At 65.4% G+C, this 18,876-nt stretch carries 15 protein-coding genes and 2 tRNA genes; 9 read left to right on the top strand and 8 right to left on the bottom strand.

The window, feature by feature from the left end:
* Positions 1-34: 34 nt before the first annotated feature.
* Positions 35-814, bottom strand: a complete 780-nt coding sequence (locus ABXG85_RS06825; protein WP_353512972.1) for a TrmH family RNA methyltransferase — start codon at positions 812-814, stop codon at positions 35-37.
* Positions 792-3,035, bottom strand: coding sequence for a GNAT family N-acetyltransferase (locus tag ABXG85_RS06830; protein WP_353512973.1), 2,244 nt, complete (start codon positions 3,033-3,035; stop codon positions 792-794). The genes ABXG85_RS06825 and ABXG85_RS06830 overlap by 23 nt, the downstream gene beginning before the upstream one ends.
* A 37-nt stretch (positions 3,036-3,072) precedes the next feature.
* On the opposite strand from ABXG85_RS06830, the gene pgi reads away from it, so the two are divergent.
* The 7 genes from pgi to ABXG85_RS06865 all read left to right on the top strand — a co-directional run bounded on the left by pgi (position 3,073) and on the right by ABXG85_RS06865 (position 12,210).
* On the top strand, positions 3,073-4,326 hold the full coding sequence (gene pgi, locus ABXG85_RS06835) for a glucose-6-phosphate isomerase (RefSeq protein ID WP_353512974.1): 1,254 nt from the start codon (positions 3,073-3,075) through the stop codon (positions 4,324-4,326).
* A 52-nt stretch (positions 4,327-4,378) separates the two neighbouring features.
* On the top strand, positions 4,379-5,968 hold the full coding sequence (gene pckA, locus ABXG85_RS06840; protein WP_353512975.1) for a phosphoenolpyruvate carboxykinase (ATP): 1,590 nt from the start codon (positions 4,379-4,381) through the stop codon (positions 5,966-5,968).
* Positions 5,969-6,120: 152 nt separating this feature from the next.
* A complete protein-coding gene (locus ABXG85_RS06845) occupies positions 6,121-7,938 on the top strand; it encodes a heme o synthase (protein WP_353512976.1) in 1,818 nt (605 codons plus the stop codon).
* Between the two features lie 11 nt (positions 7,939-7,949).
* Entirely contained in the window at positions 7,950-8,963 is a 1,014-nt protein-coding gene (gene coxB, locus ABXG85_RS06850; protein WP_353512977.1) for a cytochrome c oxidase subunit II, read from the top strand.
* A 13-nt stretch (positions 8,964-8,976) separates the two neighbouring features.
* On the top strand, positions 8,977-11,352 hold the full coding sequence (ctaD, locus tag ABXG85_RS06855) for a cytochrome c oxidase subunit I (protein ID WP_353512978.1): 2,376 nt from the start codon (positions 8,977-8,979) through the stop codon (positions 11,350-11,352).
* A 56-nt stretch (positions 11,353-11,408) separates the two neighbouring features.
* The gene (locus ABXG85_RS06860) at positions 11,409-12,110 is read left to right on the top strand and encodes a hypothetical protein (RefSeq protein WP_353512979.1); all 702 of its coding nucleotides are present in this window, start codon (positions 11,409-11,411) and stop codon (positions 12,108-12,110) included.
* Positions 12,111-12,134: 24 nt separating this feature from the next.
* Positions 12,135-12,210 (top strand) — tRNA-Lys (locus ABXG85_RS06865).
* Positions 12,211-12,250: 40 nt separating this feature from the next.
* Here the strand turns inward: ABXG85_RS06865 and ABXG85_RS06870 are convergent.
* The 3 genes from ABXG85_RS06870 to sppA form a co-directional block, all read right to left on the bottom strand.
* Positions 12,251-12,327: transfer RNA gene (locus ABXG85_RS06870), tRNA-Arg, on the bottom strand.
* A gap of 139 nt (positions 12,328-12,466) precedes the next feature.
* Positions 12,467-12,877 carry an RDD family protein gene (locus ABXG85_RS06875; RefSeq protein ID WP_353512980.1) on the bottom strand — a complete coding sequence of 137 codons (411 nt, stop codon included), beginning with the start codon at positions 12,875-12,877 and terminating at the stop codon, positions 12,467-12,469.
* Positions 12,871-13,800: a signal peptide peptidase SppA gene (sppA, locus tag ABXG85_RS06880; RefSeq protein ID WP_353512981.1), complete on the bottom strand. Its 930-nt coding sequence runs from the start codon at positions 13,798-13,800 to the stop codon at positions 12,871-12,873. Before sppA ends, ABXG85_RS06875 begins: the two co-directional genes overlap by 7 nt.
* A gap of 66 nt (positions 13,801-13,866) precedes the next feature.
* Here sppA and ABXG85_RS06885 point away from each other — a divergent pair, with 66 nt between their 5' ends.
* Together ABXG85_RS06885 and ABXG85_RS06890 are read left to right on the top strand one after the other, a co-directional pair.
* Positions 13,867-15,012, top strand: coding sequence for a class I SAM-dependent rRNA methyltransferase (locus ABXG85_RS06885; RefSeq protein WP_353512982.1), 1,146 nt, complete (start codon positions 13,867-13,869; stop codon positions 15,010-15,012).
* A 52-nt stretch (positions 15,013-15,064) separates the two neighbouring features.
* The gene (locus ABXG85_RS06890; RefSeq protein ID WP_353512983.1) at positions 15,065-16,195 is read left to right on the top strand and encodes a citrate/2-methylcitrate synthase; all 1,131 of its coding nucleotides are present in this window, start codon (positions 15,065-15,067) and stop codon (positions 16,193-16,195) included.
* A gap of 37 nt (positions 16,196-16,232) precedes the next feature.
* Here ABXG85_RS06890 and ABXG85_RS06895 read toward each other — a convergent pair whose 3' ends face one another.
* The 3 genes from ABXG85_RS06895 to era are packed head-to-tail and all read right to left on the bottom strand — an operon-like array spanning position 16,233 to position 18,874.
* Positions 16,233-17,042 carry a HesA/MoeB/ThiF family protein gene (locus ABXG85_RS06895; protein ID WP_353512984.1) on the bottom strand — a complete coding sequence of 270 codons (810 nt, stop codon included), beginning with the start codon at positions 17,040-17,042 and terminating at the stop codon, positions 16,233-16,235.
* Complete coding sequence (locus ABXG85_RS06900) at positions 17,043-17,924, bottom strand: acyltransferase (RefSeq protein ID WP_353512985.1); 882 nt, start codon at positions 17,922-17,924, stop codon at positions 17,043-17,045.
* A gap of 44 nt (positions 17,925-17,968) precedes the next feature.
* A complete protein-coding gene (era, locus tag ABXG85_RS06905) occupies positions 17,969-18,874 on the bottom strand; it encodes a GTPase Era (RefSeq protein WP_353512986.1) in 906 nt (301 codons plus the stop codon).
* Positions 18,875-18,876 lie beyond the last annotated feature (2 nt).

Here is an 18,876-nt window from a genome sequence, read left to right on the forward strand (position 1 = left end):
TAACTTCCACCTTTCGTCGGAGGCGTGTGCAAACTTACAAGGGCGCCACGGACCTCTGGCGCAGGGCCTCGTAGAGGAGGAGGGCGGCGGAGACGCTCACGTTGAGGCTATCCGCCACCCCCCGCATGGGGATGCGCACCCGGGCCTGGGCCACCTCCTTCCAGGCCTGGGGGAGGCCCTCGTCCTCCGCCCCCAGGAGGAAGGCCACCCCCTTTTGGTAGCCCTCCTCCCAGTAAAGCCTTTCCCCCTCGGGGGTGGCGGCCACCAGGCGAAGCCCCTGGGCCTGGAGGAAGGCCAAGGCCTCCTTCTCCGCCACGGGGAAGACGGGCAGGGCGAAGACCGCCCCCGTGGAGTTGCGGATGACCTGGGGGCTATAGAGGTCCACCCCTGCCGCCACCAACACCAGGTCCGCCCCGGCCCCATCCGCCGCCCGCAGGATGGCCCCCAGGTTGCCCGGCTTTTCCAGGCCCACCACCGCCAGGACCAGGGGGTTTGGGGGAAGGCGCACCCCTTCCAGGCGCCTTTGGGGGATGCGGAAGACCCCTAGGACCTGGGCGGGGTTTTCCCGGGTGGAAACCCGCTCCAGGGCCTCTTGGGAAAGCTCCAGGACCGGGGCGCTTTCCGCCAGGAGGCGGTCTTCGGGAAGCGCCTTGGGGCCTAGGACCAGGGTTTCCAGGGCGAGGCCCGCTTTCAGGGCCCGTTCCACCTCCCGCCTGCCCTCCACCAGGAAAAGCCCCGTCCTTTCCCGCTCCTTGCGCTCCTTTAGGGCGGCGAGGGCCTTCACCTTGGGGTTAGCGGGGCTTTGGATCCGCAAGGCGCACCTCGAAGCGGGCCACCTTGGGCCCTTGGAGTTCCAACTGGACGCTTTCCACCTGGGGGAACTCCTCCAGGAGGCGGGAGAGGCGGAGGAGGATCTCCCGGTATGGGGCGGGGTCCTCGAGGCCCTCCAGGGGCTTTAGGAGTTCCCGGGCGTCCTTTTCCGTGAGGGGGGAAAGGCGCTGGCCCAGGGCCTGGTCCCCCAAGGGGGTGGGCAGGAGGAGGGTGAGCACGGGGCCGAAGAGGGGATGGGGCTCGGCCTTGAGGTGGAGGGTGAGGCCGTTTTCCTTCCCCAAGGGGAGGCCAAAGGCCTTTAGCAGAGCCTCCGCCTCCTCGCGGCTTAGCCGCTTCTTGCCCTCCAGAAGCCGCCTCGCCTCCTCCAGGCGGAGGTCTGGAAAGTCCGGGAAGAAAAGGGGCTCATCCCGCCAGCCCCGATAGGCCCAGGCCCGGGCCAAGGCGATGGCCGCCGACTCGGGAAAGCGGTAAAGCGCCGCCTGGCCCAGCACCCGGGCCCGCACCCCCGGCGCCCCCATGGCGCAGGCCAGGAGGAGCTTTTCCCCCGAGGCGCTTTCCACCAGGCGCAAGAACTCCTCCTCGGAGGCGAAGCCCATGGGGACGAAGAGGAGGAAGACGCTCCCCACCTCGCTCTCCAGGGCCTCCCCCAGGGCCTGGGCGAAGTCCTCCGCCTTGGCGGTGGAGCCCAGGTCCACGTGCTCCACCTGAAGCCCCCCTTCCCGAAGCGCCTCCAGGGCCAGGTTGGAGGGGCCGGAAGCGTTGGAGATGAGGCGGACCCGGGGGTTCTCGGGCAGGCGGCCCAGGGAGAGGAGGGCGGCCACGTCAAAGGCCTCCTCCAGGTCGTTGGCCCGGATCACCCCCGCCTGGGCGAAGAGGGCCCGCACCAAGGGGTCGCGGGAGGGGTGGACGGCCAGGATGGGCTTCTTTTTGCCGATCCTGCGGGCCAGGCGGGAAAAGCGCCGGGGATTGCCGAAGCCCTCCAGGTAGAGGAGGATTACCCCGGTGCGCTCGTCCTCCTCCCAAAACTGCAGGAGATCGTTGGAGGAGAGGTCTGCCTTGGCGCCCAAGGACACGAAGGAGGCTACGCCGAGGCCCATCCCCTCGGCGTAGGCCATCACCGCCCGGCCCAGGGTGCCCGACTGGCTGGAGATGGCCAAGGGTCCCGCCTTGGGCAAAGGGGCCAAGGCCGCCGCCAGGCGCACCTCGGGGTGGGTGTGCACGAGGCCCAAGGAGCCGGGCCCCAAGAGGCGCATGCCGTAGCGGCGGGCCTTGTCCGCCAGGGCCCGGGCCTCTTCCGGGGTGAAGCCCGTGGTGAGGACGATGGCCCCCCGAACCCCCCTGCGGCCGCAGGCCTCCAAGGCCCCCAAGACCCGGTCCTTGGGTACGGCGATCACCGCCAGGTCCACGGGGCCCGGGATGCTCTCCACGCTGGGGTAGGCGAGAAGGGGGCCCACCGTGCCCCCTTCCTTGCCGATGGCCTCGTTCACCGGGTAGACGGGCCCTTGGAAGCGGCCGAAGATGAGGTTTTCCAGGACGCGGTAGCCGATGCTTTCCGGGTCGCGGCTCGCCCCCACCACCGCCACCCCCCGGGGGAAGAAGAAGGGATGGAGGCTTGCCAAGGTGGAAACCTTTTCCCGCCACTCAAAGCGCTCCGCCACCTTCTCCTCCAGGAGGATTTCAAACTCCACCTCCACCTCCCCCCCCTCCCGGTGGGCCCGCACCTGGAAGCCGCTTTCCCTGAAGACGTTCAGCATCTGGCGGTTTTCCGCCAGGGTGAAGGCCTGGAAGCGCCGCACCCCCCGCTTGGCGGCGATGAGGGCCAGGCGTTCCAGGAGCAGGGTGCCGAGGCCCTTCCCCTGGTAGGCGTCCTCCACCAGGAAGGCCACCTCGGCGGTGTCCTCCCCCTTGACCCGCACGTACTCCCCTGTGGCCACGATCCTGGGAGGGTCCCCCGCCAGGACGATGAGGGTCACCTTTTCCTCCTCGGGCTTGGGGGAAAGGAGGAGCTCCGCCGCCTTCTCCGGGGAGATGGGGGAGAAGAAGCGCATGCGCAAGGACTCCGGGGAAAGCCGCCTCAGGAAGTCCACGAAGAGGGGGAGGTCCTTCTTGGTGGCCCGGCGCAGGAGGGCGGTGCGCCCGTCCTTGAGGAGGATGGGGCCCTCCTCGAGGCCGTGCTGGGGCGTGGGCGGGGGCACGTAGCCCATGCCCTTAGCCTACCCCGGCTGGGGGTAGGATGGGGCCATGCTGCGTCTGGATACCCGTTTCCTTCCCGGGTTCGCCGAGGACCTGAGGGCGAACCTCGCCCTCCTCCAGGAGGCCCGGGAGCGCCTCTTGGCCAAGCGGGGCCAAAAGGGGGCCATGCTGGGCTGGATGGACCTCCCCGAGGACACGGAGACCCTGAGGGAGATCCGCCGCTTCCGGGCGGCGAACCCGTGGGTGGAGGACTTCGTCCTCTTGGGGATCGGGGGAAGCGCCCTGGGGCCCAAGGCCCTCGAGGCCGCCTTTAACGAAAGCGGCGTGCGCTTCCACTACGTGGACCACGTGGAGCCCGAGCCCATCCAAAGGCTCCTTAAGGCCCTCGACCCCGCCAAGACCCTGGTGAACGCCGTTTCCAAGTCCGGGGCCACGGCGGAGACCCTGGCGGGGCTCCTGGTCTTCCTGGACTGGCTGAAGGCGCACCTGGGGGAGGCTTGGCGGCGGCACCTGGTGGTGACCACGGACCCCAAGCAGGGGGCCCTTCGGGCCTTGGCGGAGCGGGAAGGGCTACGGGCCTTCGCCATCCCCGAGGAAGTGGGGGGACGGTTTTCCGTCCTCTCCCCCGTGGGCCTTCTGCCCCTGGCCTTCGCCGGGGCCGACCTGGAGGCTCTCCTCATGGGGGCGCGGAAGGCCAACGAGCTGGCCCTGGCGCCCTTGGAAAAAAGCCTTCCCCTCCAGACCGCCCTCCTCCACCACCTCCACCGCCACCTGCCCGTAACCGTCTTCATGGTGTACTCCGAGCGCCTTAAATACCTGCCCGCCTGGTTCGTCCAGCTCCACGACGAGTCCTTGGGCAAGGTGGACCGGGAGGGCCGCCGGGTGGGCACCACCGCCCTGCCCGCCCTCGGCCCCCAGGACCAGCACGCCCAGGTGCAGCTTTTCCGGGAGGGCCCCTTGGACAAGCTCCTCACCCTGGTTATCCCCGAAAGCCCTGAGGAGGACCTCCCCTTGCCCCCCATAGAGGAGCTTCCGGAAGCGGGATACCTTTTCGGCAAGACCCTCTTCCGCCTCCTTAAGGCCGAGGCGGAGGCCACCTACCAGGCCCTGGCGGAGGCGGGGCAGCGGGTCTACGCCCTGTACCTTTCCCAGGTGTCCCCCTACGCCGTGGGCTGGCTTTTGCAGCACCTCATGTGGCAGACCGCCTTCTTGGGGGAGCTATGGGGGGTGAACGCCTTCGACCAGCCGGGGGTGGAACTGGGCAAGCGCCTCACCCGGGCCTTTTTGGAGGGGGAAGGTTGAGGTGGAAACGTGGAAATGTGCCTTGTGATACCCTGTCCTTGAGGAGGCCCGTATGGACCGCCTGAGCGATATCGGCATCCAACCCAAAAAACAGGTCTTTTGGAACACCGCCTCCCCGGTATTGGTGGAGCACACCCTGGCCCGGGGCGAGGGGCTTCTGGCCCACAAGGGCCCCTTAGTGGTGGACACCACCCCCTACACCGGGAGAAGTCCCAAGGACAAGTTCGTGGTGCGGGAGCCGGAAGTGGAGGGGGAGATCTGGTGGGGAGAGGTGAACCAGCCCTTCGCCCCGGAGGCCTTCCAGGCCCTTTTGGGGCGGGTGGCCCAGTACCTTTCCGAGCGGGACCTCTACGTCCAGGATCTCTACGCCGGGGCCGACAAACGCTACCGCCTAGGGGTCAGGGTGGTGACGGAAAGCCCCTGGCACGCCCTCTTTGCCCGCAACATGTTCATCCTGCCCCGCCGCTTTCCCGAAGACGACGAGGCGGAGCGCTTCCAGCCCGGCTTCACCGTGGTCCACGCCCCCTATTTCCTGGCCGAACCCGAGCGGGACGGAACCCGGAGCGAGGTCTTCGTGGGCATCAGCTTCCAAAGGCGCCTCGTCCTCATCGTGGGCACCAAGTATGCCGGGGAGATTAAAAAGAGCATCTTCACGGTGATGAACTACCTGATGCCCAAGCGGGGGGTTTTTCCCATGCACGCTTCGGCCAACGTGGGGCAGGGGGGGGACGTGGCGGTCTTCTTTGGGCTTTCCGGCACGGGCAAAACCACGCTTTCCACCGACCCCGAAAGGCCCCTCATTGGGGACGACGAGCACGGCTGGAGCGAGGAAGGCGTGTTTAACTTTGAGGGGGGGTGTTACGCCAAGGTCATCCGCCTTTCCCCGGAGCACGAGCCCCTGATTTATAAAGCCTCCAACCAGTTTGAGGCCATTTTGGAGAACGTGGTGGTGAACCCGGAAAGCCGCCGGGTGGAGTGGGACGACGACTCCAAAACGGAAAACACCCGCTCTTCCTACCCCATCGCCCACCTGGAGAACGTGGTGGAGTCTGGGATGGCGGGCCATCCCAAGGCCATCTTCTTCCTCTCCGCCGACGCCTACGGGGTCCTTCCCCCCATCGCCCGCTTGTCCCCGGAGCAGGCCATGTACTACTTCCTTTCCGGCTACACTGCCCGGGTAGCGGGCACAGAGCGGGGCATCACCGAGCCCAAGGCCACCTTCTCCGCCTGCTTTGGAGCCCCTTTCCTCCCCATGCACCCCGGGGTCTACGCCCGGATGCTGGGGGAGAAGATCGCCCGCCACGGCCCCCGGGTGTACCTAGTGAACACCGGCTGGACCGGGGGGCCTTACGGGGTGGGCCGGCGCTTCCCCTTGCCCGTGACCCGGGCCCTCTTGCGGGCGGCCCTTCAAGGGGTTCTGGAGGGCGTTCCCTACCGCCAGGACCCCGTGTTCGGCTTTGAGGTGCCCTTGGAGGTGCCCGGGGTGCCCAAGGACCTTTTGGACCCCCGCGCCACCTGGGAGGACAAGGAAGCCTATGACCGCCAGGCCCATAAGCTCGCCGCCCTCTTCCAGGAGAACTTCCTAAAGTATGCTGATGGGGTGGACGAGGCGGTGCGCCGGGCGGGCCCCAGGGTGGGTTAAAGGATAGCACCTGGTCCCCGGGCCCTTGTCAAATAGGGCCTGGGGGTATTAGGCTCCTAGGTGGCGGCCATGGTAGGGACAAATGTACTTCACCCCCAGCAGGAACCCTTTGGCAGACTGGTAAGCGTGACCGTCTGGGGGACGGGTTTCCTATGAGCCGGACTTTTAGCCGCTACGCCTGGGGAGTCTTGGGGTGGAACGTGTTGGTGGCCCTTTGGGGGGCTTACGTGCGGGCCACCGGTTCGGGGGCAGGGTGTGGCGCCCACTGGCCCACCTGCAACGGGGAGATCCTACCGCGAAGTCCCCAGGTGGAAACCCTCATTGAGTTCACCCACCGGGCCACCTCGGGCCTGGCCTTCCTATCAGTCCTCTTCCTCTTCCTCTGGGCTCTGCGTCGCTTTCCGGGCGGCCATCCCGTCCGCTTCGGGGCGGGACTTTCCCTTCTCTTCATGGTGACAGAAAGCCTGGTGGGGGCCTCCTTGGTCCTCTTCGGTTGGACCGCCCACAACGTGAGCGCCGAGCGGGCCGTGGTGCAGATGGTCCACCTCGCCAACACCTACCTCCTCCTGGCTGCCCTAGCCCTTACCGCTTGGTGGGCCTCCGGGGGCGCTCCCTTGCGCCTAAGGGGGCAGGGGGCGGTGGGGTGGGCGCTTCTCCTTGGGCTTCTTGCCCTTCTCTTCCTGGGGATGAGCGGGGCGGTCACCGCTCTTGGCGACCTTCTTTTCCCCGTGCGGAACACCCTCGAGGCCCTGGAGCGCTCCCTGACCCCTGGGGAACACTTCCTGGTGCGCTTGCGGGTCCTTCACCCCCTCATCGCCGTGAGCGTGGGGCTTTACGTGGTCTTTGCCGGCTTCTTGGTGGCCCACCTCCGCCCCTCAGGGGCCACAAGGCGCCTGGCCCAGGGCCTGGCTTACCTTTACGGGGTGCAACTCCTCGTGGGGCTCGTGAACGTCTGGCTCAAGGCCCCGGTCTGGATGCAGATCCTCCACCTTTTCTTGGCCTACGCCGTGTGGCTTCTTTTCGTGCTCCTCATGGCCTCGAGTCTGGCCCGAGGGGCGCGGCGGGTGGAGCTTGGGGAAGGCCAAGGGGCCCAGGTGCACCGGGGTACGGGGGGGGCTACCTGGAAGGACTATCTGGCCCTTACCAAGCCCCGGGTCATCAGCCTCCTCCTCCTCACCACCCTCCTGGCCATGCTCATTGCCGCCAAGGGGTGGCCGGGGACTGGGCTTTTCCTGGCGGTGGCCTTGGGGGGGTACCTGATGGCGGGGGCGGCCAATGCCATCAACATGGTGGTGGACCGGGACATCGACGCCCGCATGAAGCGCACCGCCAAAAGGCCCACGGTAACGCAAAGGATTTCCAGCCGGGATGCCCTTCTCTTCGCCTTTGCCCTCGCCCTTTTGGGCTTTGGCCTCCTGGGGTGGGCTGCCAACCTCCTCGCCGCCACCTTGGCCCTGATGGGGCTCATCTGGTACGTATTGGTCTACACCCTTTACCTTAAGCGGCGAACCTGGCAGAACATCGTCATCGGCGGGGCCGCGGGGGCCTTCCCGCCCTTGGTGGGCTGGGCGGCGGTAACAGGAGAGCTAAATCTCTTCGCCTGGTACCTCTTCGCCCTCATCTTCTTCTGGACCCCCGTTCACTTCTGGGCTTTGGCCCTGATGATCCAAGACGACTACCGGGCGGTGGGGGTACCCATGCTGCCCGTGGTCCTGGGGGAGCGGGTCACGGTGATGCAAATTGCCCTTTACGCTCTCCTCACTGCCCTGATCTCCCTCATGCCTTTACTTTTGGGCGAGCTCGGGCTTCTTTACCTCCTCTTCAGCCTGGCCCTGAACGCCCTCTTGTTGCTTAAGTCCCTTGCCCTCTACCGCCAGCCCGAGCGGAGGACGGCGGTTTCGCTATATAAATACTCCATGCTCTACCTGGCCCTTTTGTTCGTGGCCATGGCGGTGGACCGGGTGCTATAGGGAGGGAGTGGATGAGACGAGCGTTTTCGACCCTAGGTCTTTTTGGTCTGGCCCTGGCCCAGGAGGCCCACCGGGTGGCCATCACCCACCCTTTTTCCCCGATAAACCGGGAAACCAACTATCTCCTGGTCTGGGTCTTGGTCTTCTCCGTGCTGATCTTCGGCGTGGTGGCGGGCGCTTTGGCCTACATCACCTGGAAGTTTCGCGCCCGTCCTGGCCAGCAAGGCGAGCCCCCCCAAATCCATGGGAACGACCGCCTAGAGGTCATCTGGACCCTCATTCCCGTGGCCATTATCCTGGTTCTCTTCGGCCTCACCGCCCGGGCTCTTATCCAGGTGAACCAGCCCATTCTGGGGGCCATGAAGGTGGAGGTCACGGGCTATCAGTTCTGGTGGGACTTCAACTACACGGAACTGGGTTTCCGAAACTCCAACGAGCTCATCCTGCCCGTGGGGGTGCCCGTGGAGCTAGAGGTGACCTCCAAGGACGTGATCCACTCCTTCTGGGTACCGGGCCTTGTGGGTAAGCAGGACGCCATTCCGGGACGAAAGACCCGGATTCGTTTTGTAGCGGAAAAACCGGGCAACTACTACGGCTTTTGCGCCGAGCTCTGCGGGCCTAGCCACGCCCGCATGCTCTTTAGGGTCCTGGTGGTGCCCAAGGAGGAATTCGACCGCTTTGTGGAGGCCGCCAAGGGCTACACCCCTCCCGTGGCCGACGCCCGGGGTCAGGAAGTGTTCCAGCAGAACTGCATGGCCTGCCACTCCGTGCAGGGCAAGATGCCTCCAGCGGTCATCGGTCCCGAGCTGGCCTTCATGGGCAACCGGGTAAGCTTGGCGGCGGGGATTGTGGATAACACGCCAGAACACCTCAAGGCCTGGATCAAGGACCCCGCCGCTATGAAGCCGGGGGTAAAGATGCCCGGCTTCCCCCAGCTTTCCGAGGAAGACCTGGATGCCCTTGTTCGTTACCTGGAGGGGCTTAAGGTGGAGGGTTTTGACTTCGGGGCCCTGCCGAAATTCTAGGGGAGGTTAGGGGATGGCTATTACCGCAAAACCCAAGACCAGCGCGTGGGCGGTTCTATGGGACCTGCTCACCACGGTGGACCACAAGAAGATCGGCCTCATGTACACCGCCACTGCTTTCTTCGCCTTCGCCCTGGCGGGGGTTTTCTCCCTCCTTATCCGGGCGCAGTTGGCGGTGCCCAATAACCACTTGCTTACGGGGGAGCAGTACAACCAGGTCCTCACCTTGCACGGGGCCACCATGCTCTTCTTCTTCATCATCCAGGCCGGGCTCACCGGCTTCGGCAACTTCCTGGTGCCCCTGATGTTGGGGGCAAGGGATGTGGCCCTGCCTCGGGTGAACGCCTTTAGCTACTGGGCCTTCCTGGGGGCCATTGTCCTCGCCCTCATGAGCTTCTTCTTCCCCGGTGGGGCTCCTTCTGTGGGTTGGACCTTCTACTACCCTTTCTCGGTGCAGTCGGGAAGCGGGGTCAACTTCTACATGGCGGCTATCCTGCTTCTGGGCTTTTCCAGCCTCCTGGGTAACGCCAACTTCATCGCCACCATCTACAACCTCAGGGCCCAGGGAATGAGCATGTGGAAAATGCCCATGTACGTCTGGAGCGTCTTCGCCGCCAGCGTCCTTAACCTCTTCAGCCTGGCGGGGCTCACCTCAGCCACTTTGTTGATCCTCCTGGACCGCAAGATCGGCCTTTCTTGGTTCAACCCGGACATAGGGGGCGACCCGGTTCTCTACCAACAGTTCTTCTGGTTCTACTCCCACCCCACGGTTTACGTGATGCTCCTCCCCTACTTGGGCATCCTGGCTGAGGTGGCCTCCACCTTCGCCCGTAAGCCTCTTTTCGGTTACAAACAGATGGTCTGGGCCCAGATGGGCATCGTGGTTCTGGGCACCATGGTCTGGGCCCACCATATGTTCACCGTGGGGGAGTCCACCATCTTCCAAATCGCCTTTGCCTTCTTCACCGCCCTTATCGCCGTGCCCACCGGGGTGAAGCTCTTCAACCTTTTGGGAACCCTGTGGGGCGGGCACTTGCAGATGAAGACCCCCCTTCTTTGGGTTTTGGGCTTCATCTTCAACTTCCTCCTGGGGGGCATCACTGGGGTCATGCTTTCCATGACCCCCCTGGACTACCAGTTCCATGATTCCTACTTCGTGGTGGCCCACTTCCACAACGTTCTCATGGCGGGGTCTGCCTTTGGTGCCTTCGCTGGGCTCTACTACTGGTGGCCTAAAATGACGGGCCGTATGTACGATGAGCGCCTGGGCAAGCTCCATTTCTGGCTTTTCCTCGTGGGTTACCTCGTGACCTTCATGCCCCAGTACGCTCTGGGCTTCTTGGGCATGCCTCGGCGCTACTACACCTACAACGCTGACATCGCCGGCTGGCCCGAGCTCAACCTTCTCTCCACCATCGGGGCCTTCATCCTGGGCCTGGGCGGCCTGGTTTGGATCTACGCCATGTGGAAGAGTCTCCGCTCCGGGGAGAAGGCGCCCGAGAACCCTTGGGGCGGCTACACCCTGGAGTGGCTCACCGCCTCGCCCCCCAAGGCCCACAACTTTGACGTGAAGCTTCCCACGGAGTTCCCTTCCGAGCGGCCCCTTTACGACTGGCAGAAAAAGGGGGTGGAGCTCAAGCCCGAGGACCCGAGCCACATCCACCTGCCCAATAGCTCCTTCTGGCCCTTCTACTCCGCCGCCACCCTCTTTGCCTTCTTCGTCTCCGTGGCGGCGTTGCCGGTTCCGAATGTTTGGATGTGGGTCTTCCTGGCCCTCTTCGCCTACGGCCTGGTGCGCTGGGCCTTGGAGGACGAGTACAGCCACCCTGTGGAGCACCACACCCTCACGGGCAAGTCCAACGCCTGGATGGGGATGGCCTGGTTCATCGTTTCGGAAGTGGGCCTGTTCGCCATCCTCATCGCCGGCTACCTCTACCTGCGGCTTTCTGGGGCGGCCACTCCTCCCGAGGAGCGGCCTGCCCTTTGGCTTGCCCTCCTCAACACCTTCTTCCTGGTGAGCTCTTCCTTCACCGTGCACTTCGCCCACCACGACCTCAGGCGGGGGCGGTTCAACCCCTTCCGCTTCGGGCTTCTTATCACCATTATCCTGGGGGTCCTCTTCTTCCTCTTCCAGACTTACGAGTTCTGGGCTTTCTACCACCACTCCTCCTGGCAAGAGAACCTCTGGACGGCGGCCTTCTTCACCATCGTGGGCCTGCACGGCTTGCACGTGGTCATCGGCGGTTTCGGCCTGATCCTGGCCTACCTCCAGGCCTTGCGGGGCAAGATTACCCTGCACAACCACGGTACCCTCGAGGCCGCCAGCATGTACTGGCACCTGGTGGACGCGGTGTGGCTTTTCATCGTCGTCCTGTTCTACATCTGGTAAGGTTGGGCAGTCAAACCCCCCGCCCCGAGGCGGGGGGTTTGGTATTTAGTGAGAAGATGCGGCTTTTGGTGGTAGACTTTGACTACTTCTTTCCCCTTCCGCAAGACCCCCATTCCCTCGAGGCCCCCCTTTACGCCTGGGCCCACTTTGAGACTCCTTACTACCTTCAGGAGGCGTGGGAGGCTCGGGCCCTGGCCTTTTTGCTTCGGGGTTTACGCCTGCCCCAGGCCCAAGGGTGGGAAGGGTTCTGGGAACGCTTTAGCTTTGCCCCGGAGGCCCGGCTTTTTTACGCCGACTCCAACGCCCTGGCCTTCCACCCCCGGGTGCGGGAGGGGGTGGAAGAGGTGGTGCTCTTTGACGCCCACCACGACGCCGGCTATCGCCCTTTGGGTAAGGAGCCGGCGTGCGATGACTGGATGGTGTTTTACGCCCGCACCGGGGCGAGGCTTTCCGTTTACTACCCCCCTTGGCGCAACCCTTCCTTGGAGCCCGAGCCGCAGGTACCCGTGGCGCGGGTCCTAGACGCTGGGGGCAAGGTGGCGGGGGTTTTCCACCGGGTCTTCCTCTGCCGCAGCGGGGCCTGGGTGCCCCCCTGGGTGGACCCGTCTTTTTTCGCCTTCTTGGAGGCAGCTCCCCTGCCCAAGGAGGCGTTGGAGGCCGTGGAACCCAGGGAGCTGGATGTGGAGGTCCTAAAGGAGCGGGTGCGGCAAGAAGGGCTGGGCCTTTGGATCATGGACGCCTTGCGCAGGCCGCGCTAGGGGGCTATAATCGCTAGGGCTTGGGGGCCGTTAGCTCAGCTGGCAGAGCAACCGACTTTTAATCGGTAGGTCGCAGGTTCGAATCCTGCACGGCCCACCATCCAAGGAAAACCCCCGGGGAACGCTCCCCGGGGGTTTCTTGGCGGGCCCGAGAGGATTCGAACCCCTGACCTGCTGATCCGTAGTCAGCCGCTCTATCCAACTGAGCTACGGGCCCAAGCCGACCTTAAAGGTAGCACGGAGGAGCGCTTCTGTCAATAATTGCGGGGCTTGCCTAGTAAACCTTATACCCCGGAGGAGGCGGTAGAAGGGAGTGGATAAATCGGCATCCTTGGTCAGGAAAAGAGGGCTTTGCTCTAGGACGTCTTTTCCACCCGCACCACCAGGGTATCGGCGATGAGGTCGTGCCAGGCCTGGCGCTTGGGGTGGAAGAAGGCCCAGAGGTAGCCCAAAAGGAGGGGTAGGGTGGAGAGGGTCTTGCCCACCACCTCCCGCATGAAGGCGGTGAGCCAGTCCATGGGCTTTCCATCCGTCCGCACCACCCGGAGGCCCAGGGCCATCTTCCCCGGGGTGGCCCCGTAGAGGGCGGTGAAGGCCACGTAGTAGGCCCAGCCGGGAAGCCACTGGAAGAGGAGGTCCTGGACTAAGGTGGTGGGGCCCAGGGGGTCTACCCCCGCTAGGGCCATGAGGAGGAGGGAAAGGGGGATGAGGAGGAGACTGTCCACCAGGGAGGCCACGACCCGGCGCCAGGGGCTCGCCACTACCATAGCCCGCCTCCCAGGTAGCGGTACTCCAGGCGGAAGCGGCTTTGCGTGAGGAGGCCTAGAAGGGCTTCCGCCTCGCCCAGGCCAAAGGGGCTTTCCTCGCCGAGAAGCTCCTGGAGGAGTCCCTTGGGCTTTTGGTAGCGTACGAGCCGGAAGGCGCTAAGCCCCGCAAGCTCCGCCGCACGCTGGGCGGCGTCCTCCAGGTAGCCCTCCCGGTCCGCCAGGCCCAGGGCCACCGCCTGCTTGCCCGAGTAGATCCGGCCGTCCGCTAAGGCCCTCACCCGGTCCAAGGGCAGGTTGCGCCCTTCCGCCACCCGCCTGAGGAAGAGCTCGTAGGCCTCCCGCATGTAGGCCTGGAGCACCGCCTTTTCCTCCGGGGTGAGGGGCTTGAGCCCTGAGGCCATGTCCTTGAGGGCGCCTTCCTTCAAGACCTCCACCTTGAGGCCGAGCTTGGCCAGAAGGCCGCTCACCTCGGGGATGACGGAGATGACCCCGATGGAGCCCGTGAGGGCGGTGGGTGGGGTGAAGATCTCCCGGGCGGCGGTGGCGGCGTAGTAGCCGCCGCTGGCCGCCACGCTCCCGAAGGCGGCCACCAGGGGCTTAGTCTCCGCCAGGGCTTTCAGGGCCCGGTGGATGGCCTCGGTTTCTGTGACCCCGCCCCCGGGGCTGTCCACCAGGAGGACCACCGCCTGGACGCTGGGGTCTTCCCGGGCCTGGCGCGCTTGGGAGAGGAAGTCCTCAAGGGCCTTATCCGTGGGGATGCTTCCCTTTAGCTCCAGGAGGAGGACCTTCTCCCCTTGGCCGTACAGGGGGGCTTCCCGCCATACCCTTTCCGCCTCTCGAAAGCCCAGGCGGCCCAGGCCCACCACCGCCAAGGCCACGACCCCTAGGAAGAGGAAAAGCGCTAGCCAGCGCTTCTTGTTCATGGCCCTAGTTAAACATGCTCTTTTCAAGAAGGCAACCGGGGAGGGGCTTCGGGGTATCCTGAGGCCGTGCTGCGGGTGGTGGTTCGGCTGGGCAAGGAGCGGAAGCTCAAGAACTTTTACCCCAACCTCTACCGGGACGAGATCCAGGAGGCCCCTCCCGAGGCGGGGGTGGCGGAGGCGGTGGCCCCGGACGGGAGCTTCCTGGCGGTGGGGTACTACGATCCCCGCTCTAAGGCCCCCTTCCGCGCCTTCCGCTTTGACCCGGGGCCCTTGGACCGCCGCTTCTTCCTCGCCCGCTTCCGAAAAGCTCTGGGGAAGCGGGAGGGGCTTGGGGCCTTCTTCCGCCTCGTCCACGGGGAGGCGGATGGGCTTCCCGGGCTCGTGGTGGACCGCTTCGGCGAGGTTTTGGTCCTTCAGGTGCGCACCCGGGGGATGGAGGCCTTGCGGGAGGTCTGGTTTCCCGCCCTCCTCGAGGCCACCCTCCCCAAGGGGGTCTACGAGCGGAGCGACGTGGAGGCCAGGCGGCAGGAGGGCCTGCCCGAGCGGGTGGGGGTGGTGTACGGGGAGGTGCCCGAGGTCTTGGAGGTGGAGGAGGATGGCCTCCGTTTTCCCATCCCCTTGGCCCTGGCCCAGAAGACGGGGTTTTACCTGGACCAGCGGGAGAACCGCCGCCTCTTTGAGGCCATGGTGCGGCCGGGGGAGCGGGTGCTGGACGTGTTCAGCTACGTGGGGGGCTTTGCCCTGCGGGCAGCCCGCAAGGGGGCCTACGCCCTGGCGGTGGACAAGGACCTTGCGGCCCTTGCCGTCCTGGACCGGGCGGCTTTTCGGGCGGGCTTACGGGTGGACATCCGGGCTGGGGAGGCCCTCGAGGTGCTACGGGGCCTCCAGGGGCCTTTCCACCACGTCCTCCTGGACCCGCCCACCCTGGTGAAGCGCCCGGAGGAGCTTCCCGCCATGAAGCGCCACCTGGTGGACCTCACCCGGGAGGCCTCGAGGCTTCTCACCCCGGGGGGCTACCTCTGGCTTTCCGCCTGTAGCTACTACCTCAAGGTGGAAGACCTCCTGGAGGTGGCCCGCCGCGCGGCCGGGGACCTGGGCCTGCGCCTGCGGGTGCACGCCGTCACCTACCAGCCGAAGGACCATCCCTGGAGCCTCCACGTGCCGGAAAGCCTCTACCTCAAGACGCTCATCCTGCAGGAAGATGCCCTCTAAGGGGGTATGATGGAAGGCGAAGCACCCTTGGGGTGCGAAAAAGGAGGCCAGTATGGAAGTCGCACGGGGTCTAGAGGGCGTGCTGTTCACGGAAAGCCGGATGTGCTTTATCGACGGGGAGGCGGGCAAGCTCTACTACTATGGCATCCCCATCCAGGAGCTCGCCGAGAAGAGCACCTTTGAGGAAACCACCTTTCTCCTCCTTCACGGCAGACTTCCCAAGCGAGAAGAGCTAGAGACCTTCAAGCGGGACCTTGCCTCCCGCCGGGGGTTGCCGGAGCATCTCCTTGCCTCCTTCCGCCGCTACCCCACCTCCGCCCACCCCATGAGCTTCCTGCGCACGGCGGTGTCCGAGCTGGGGATGCTGGACCCCACGGAGGGCGACATCTCCCAGGAGGCTTTGTACCAAAAGGGCCTGGACCTCATCGCCAAGTTCGCCACCATCGTGGCCGCCAACAAGCGGCTTAGGGAAGGCAAGGAGCCCATCCCGCCCCGGGAAGACCTTTCCCACGCCGCCAACTTCCTCTACATGGCAAACGGGGTGGAGCCTTCCCCTGAGCAGGAGCGGCTCATGGATGCCGCCCTCATCCTGCATGCGGAGCACGGCTTCAACGCTAGCACCTTCACCGCCATCGCTGCCTTTTCCACGGAAACCGACCTCTACTCCGCCATCACCGCCGCCGTGGCCTCCCTCAAGGGCCCCCGGCACGGCGGGGCCAACGAGGCGGTGATGAAGATGATTCAGGAGATCGGCACCCCGGAAAGGGCCCGGGAGTGGGTTCGGGAGAAGCTGGCCAAGAAGCAGCGCATCATGGGCATGGGCCACCGCGTCTACAAGGCCTTTGACCCGCGGGCCGGGGTCTTGGAACGCTTGGCCCGGCTGGTGGCGGAAAAGCACGGCCACTCCCAGGAGTACCAGATCCTCAAGATCGTGGAGGAGGAGGCGGGGAAGGTGCTTAACCCCCGGGGCATCTACCCCAATGTGGACTTCTACTCCGGGGTGGTCTACTCCGACCTGGGCTTTGGCCTGGAGTTCTTCACCCCCATCTTCGCTGTGGCCCGCATCTCGGGCTGGGTGGGGCACATCCTGGAGTACAAGGAGCTGGACAACCGCCTCCTTCGCCCCGACGCCAAGTACATTGGCGAGCTGGATAGGCCCTATATTCCCTTGGAGGCGCGCTAGGGTTTCTGGGGGCTTGGGGCGCTGCCCCAAGCCCCCCTTACATGCCGCAGAAGGCTTCGTAGTCTATGAGTTCCCGTTGCGTGGGGTGGTCCCCGCACACGGGGCAGGTGGGGTTGCGGCGCACGTTGAGCTTGCGGAAGCTCCCCTCCAGGGCGTCGTAGAGGAGGAGGTGGCCCGAAAGGGTCTTGCCAAGGCCTAGGAGGATCTTCAGGACCTCCGCCGCCATGAGTGCCCCCACCACCCCCGGGAGCACGCCGAATACCCCGGCCTCGGCGCAGGAGGGAACGGAGCCGGGGGGCGGGGGCTTGGGGAAGAGGCAGCGGTAGCAGGGGCCCAACTCGCCTTCCGCCGTGGGGTGGTGAAAGACCGCCACCTGGCCGTCAAACTGGTAAATGGCCCCGAAGACCAGGGGCTTTCCCAACAGGACAGCGGCGTCGTTCACCAGGTAGCGGGTGGGGAAATTGTCCGAGGCGTCCACGAGGACCTCGTAGTCCTTCAGGATCTCCAGGGCGTTTTCCGAGGTGAGGCGGACCGGGTGGGCCTCGATCCGCACCAAGGGGTTTAGGGCCAAGAGGCGCTCCTTGGCGGCCAGGGCCTTGGGTTTGCCCACGTCCTCTGTGGCGTAGAGGACCTGGCGGTGGAGGTTGGAAAGCTCCACCCGGTCCATCTCCACAATCCCCACCCGGCCCACCCCCGCCGCCACCAGGTACTGCAAGACCGGAACCCCGAGCCCCCCGGCCCCTACCACGGCTACGGAGGCCTCCTTAAGCCGCGCCTGCCCCTCAGGGCCCACCTGGGGCAGGATCATCTGCCGATGGTAGCGGTCCAGCTCCTCCTTGGTCCACATCTAGGCCTCCCGGGTGCCGAAGCCGGGGGGAAGGAAGTCGGGATAGTCGGGGTTGCCCTTGCGGTCGGGGAGCTTCGGGATGAGGTCCGAGGGGTGGGGTTCCCCCTTGCGGCAATAGGGGCAGTCATGGCGCACCTTGTAGCGCACGGGGCGGGCGGGGATGCCCAGGGCGATGGCGTGGGGCGGGACGTCCCGGGTGACCACGGCCCCCGTGCCCACCATGGCATCGTCCCCGATGCGCACCCCGGCCAGGATGGTGGCGTGGTAGGTGATGCGCACTCCGCTGCCGATAACGGTTTCCTTTAGGGTCACGTCGGGGGAGGCCAGGACGTGGTGGGTGTGGCTGTAGACGTTTACGTAGTCGGAAAGCGAGGTCCGATCGCCAATCTTAATTCCCCCGATGTCGTCCAAAAGGACATAGCGGTGGACCACCACGTCGTCCCCCAGTTCCAGGTTGTAGCCCACGGAGAACTCCACGTTCTGGAAAAACTTGGGGTTTTTCCCCACCCGTTTGAAGATGAAGGGGGCTAGGGCCCGCCTAATGGCCACCCCCGAGTGGACGGACTGGCCCAGGGGGGTGAGGTCCAGCACCTTCCAGAACCAAAGGAGAGGCTTCACCTTGCGGAACTTCTCCTGGTCGGTGGCGGCGTAGTACTCCGCCTCAAAGGTGATCCCCTCAGGGTCTAGGCCTAAGGCGGCCAAGGGGTTTGTCTCCAGGAGCTCGGCGTAGGGCCGGCCGTAGAGGAGGCGGGCGAGCTCTTCCCGCACCAGGGCGTTCCGGTCCACGCTGGGGTCGGCAAGCCTTTCCACCAGGCTACCCAGAAAGCGCTCCAGGGCCTTTTCGTGCAGGGGGGCGATTTCGCGGGGAAGGAGCCAGGGCATAGGGTTATGCTACCCTTCCCTTGCCGCAGGGAAAACCCCTAGGCTCACCCTACGGATGAGCGGTAGCCCAGTTCCCGCAGGGCCTCGGGGTCCTTGCGCCAGTCGGGGTAGACCTTGACCTCGAGGTCCAAATACACCTTCCGGTTCAGGAAGACTTCCAGCTGCTTCCTGGCGGCTTGGCCGATCTCCTTGAGTTTCCTTCCCCCTTCCCCGATGACGATGCCCTTTTGCGAGGGGCGTTCCACGTAGAGGAGGGCCTTGATGTAAAGCACCCCGTTTTCCCGCTCCGCCACCTCCTCCGTCTTCACGGCGATGGCGTAGGGCACCTCGTGCCAAAGCCGCTTCATGGCTTCTTCCCGGATAATCTCCGCCACCCATTCCCCGAACTCTTGGTCGCTTTTGGCGAAGTCCTCCGGGTAAAAGAAAGGGCCCTCGGGCAAAAGGGCCAGGAGCTCCGCCTTGAGCCCCGCCACCTGCCTTTCGTCCAAAGCGGAAAGCATCCGGGGCTCGGCCTCGGGCAGGAGGGCGTGGTAGGCCTTAAGGGCTTCCTCGGGGTACTTGGCGGCGTCCAGCTTGTTCCCCACCAGGAGGATGGGCACCTTGCCCACCAGGGGCTTAAGCGCCTTGGCCACCAGCTCGTCCTCTGGGGTGGGGGGGTGGCGCAGGTCCACCACCCAGACCACGGCGTTGACGTCCGCCAAGGCCTCGTAGACCTCCTGGTCCATGAACTCCCCCAGGGCGTCCATGGGCTTGTGCAGGCCCGGGGTGTCGACAAAGACGATCTGCCGCTTTCCCTCGGTGAGGATGCCCCGGAGGCGCTTCCTCGTGGTTTGGGGCTTGGGGCTGATGGGGGCCACCTTGACCCCCAGGAGGTTGTTGAGCAGGGTGGACTTGCCCACGTTGGGCTTGCCCACGATGGCCACAAATCCGGAATAGGTCTTCTCGCTCATGG

It is taken from the genome of Thermus sp. LT1-2-5 (assembly GCF_040363165.1).
In the GTDB taxonomy this organism is placed as follows: Bacteria; Deinococcota; Deinococci; order Deinococcales; family Thermaceae; genus Thermus.

What these genes read in the sequence shown, in the direction of transcription:
- ABXG85_RS06895 (WP_353512984.1), bottom strand. Translation starts at nt 17,042, where the DNA reads ATGTGGACCAAGGAGGAGCTGGACCGCTACCATCGGCAGATGATCCTG.
- ABXG85_RS06890 (WP_353512983.1), top strand. Translation starts at nt 15,065, where the DNA reads ATGGAAGTCGCACGGGGTCTAGAGGGCGTGCTGTTCACGGAAAGCCGG.
- pgi (WP_353512974.1), top strand. Translation starts at nt 3,073, where the DNA reads ATGCTGCGTCTGGATACCCGTTTCCTTCCCGGGTTCGCCGAGGACCTG.
- era (WP_353512986.1), bottom strand. Translation starts at nt 18,874, where the DNA reads ATGAGCGAGAAGACCTATTCCGGATTTGTGGCCATCGTGGGCAAGCCC.
- coxB (WP_353512977.1), top strand. Translation starts at nt 7,950, where the DNA reads ATGAGACGAGCGTTTTCGACCCTAGGTCTTTTTGGTCTGGCCCTGGCC.
- ABXG85_RS06875 (WP_353512980.1), bottom strand. Translation starts at nt 12,877, where the DNA reads ATGGTAGTGGCGAGCCCCTGGCGCCGGGTCGTGGCCTCCCTGGTGGAC.
- ABXG85_RS06860 (WP_353512979.1), top strand. Translation starts at nt 11,409, where the DNA reads ATGCGGCTTTTGGTGGTAGACTTTGACTACTTCTTTCCCCTTCCGCAA.
- ABXG85_RS06830 (WP_353512973.1), bottom strand. Translation starts at nt 3,035, where the DNA reads ATGGGCTACGTGCCCCCGCCCACGCCCCAGCACGGCCTCGAGGAGGGC.
- ctaD (WP_353512978.1), top strand. Translation starts at nt 8,977, where the DNA reads ATGGCTATTACCGCAAAACCCAAGACCAGCGCGTGGGCGGTTCTATGG.
- ABXG85_RS06900 (WP_353512985.1), bottom strand. Translation starts at nt 17,924, where the DNA reads ATGCCCTGGCTCCTTCCCCGCGAAATCGCCCCCCTGCACGAAAAGGCC.
- ABXG85_RS06845 (WP_353512976.1), top strand. Translation starts at nt 6,121, where the DNA reads ATGAGCCGGACTTTTAGCCGCTACGCCTGGGGAGTCTTGGGGTGGAAC.
- pckA (WP_353512975.1), top strand. Translation starts at nt 4,379, where the DNA reads ATGGACCGCCTGAGCGATATCGGCATCCAACCCAAAAAACAGGTCTTT.
- sppA (WP_353512981.1), bottom strand. Translation starts at nt 13,800, where the DNA reads ATGAACAAGAAGCGCTGGCTAGCGCTTTTCCTCTTCCTAGGGGTCGTG.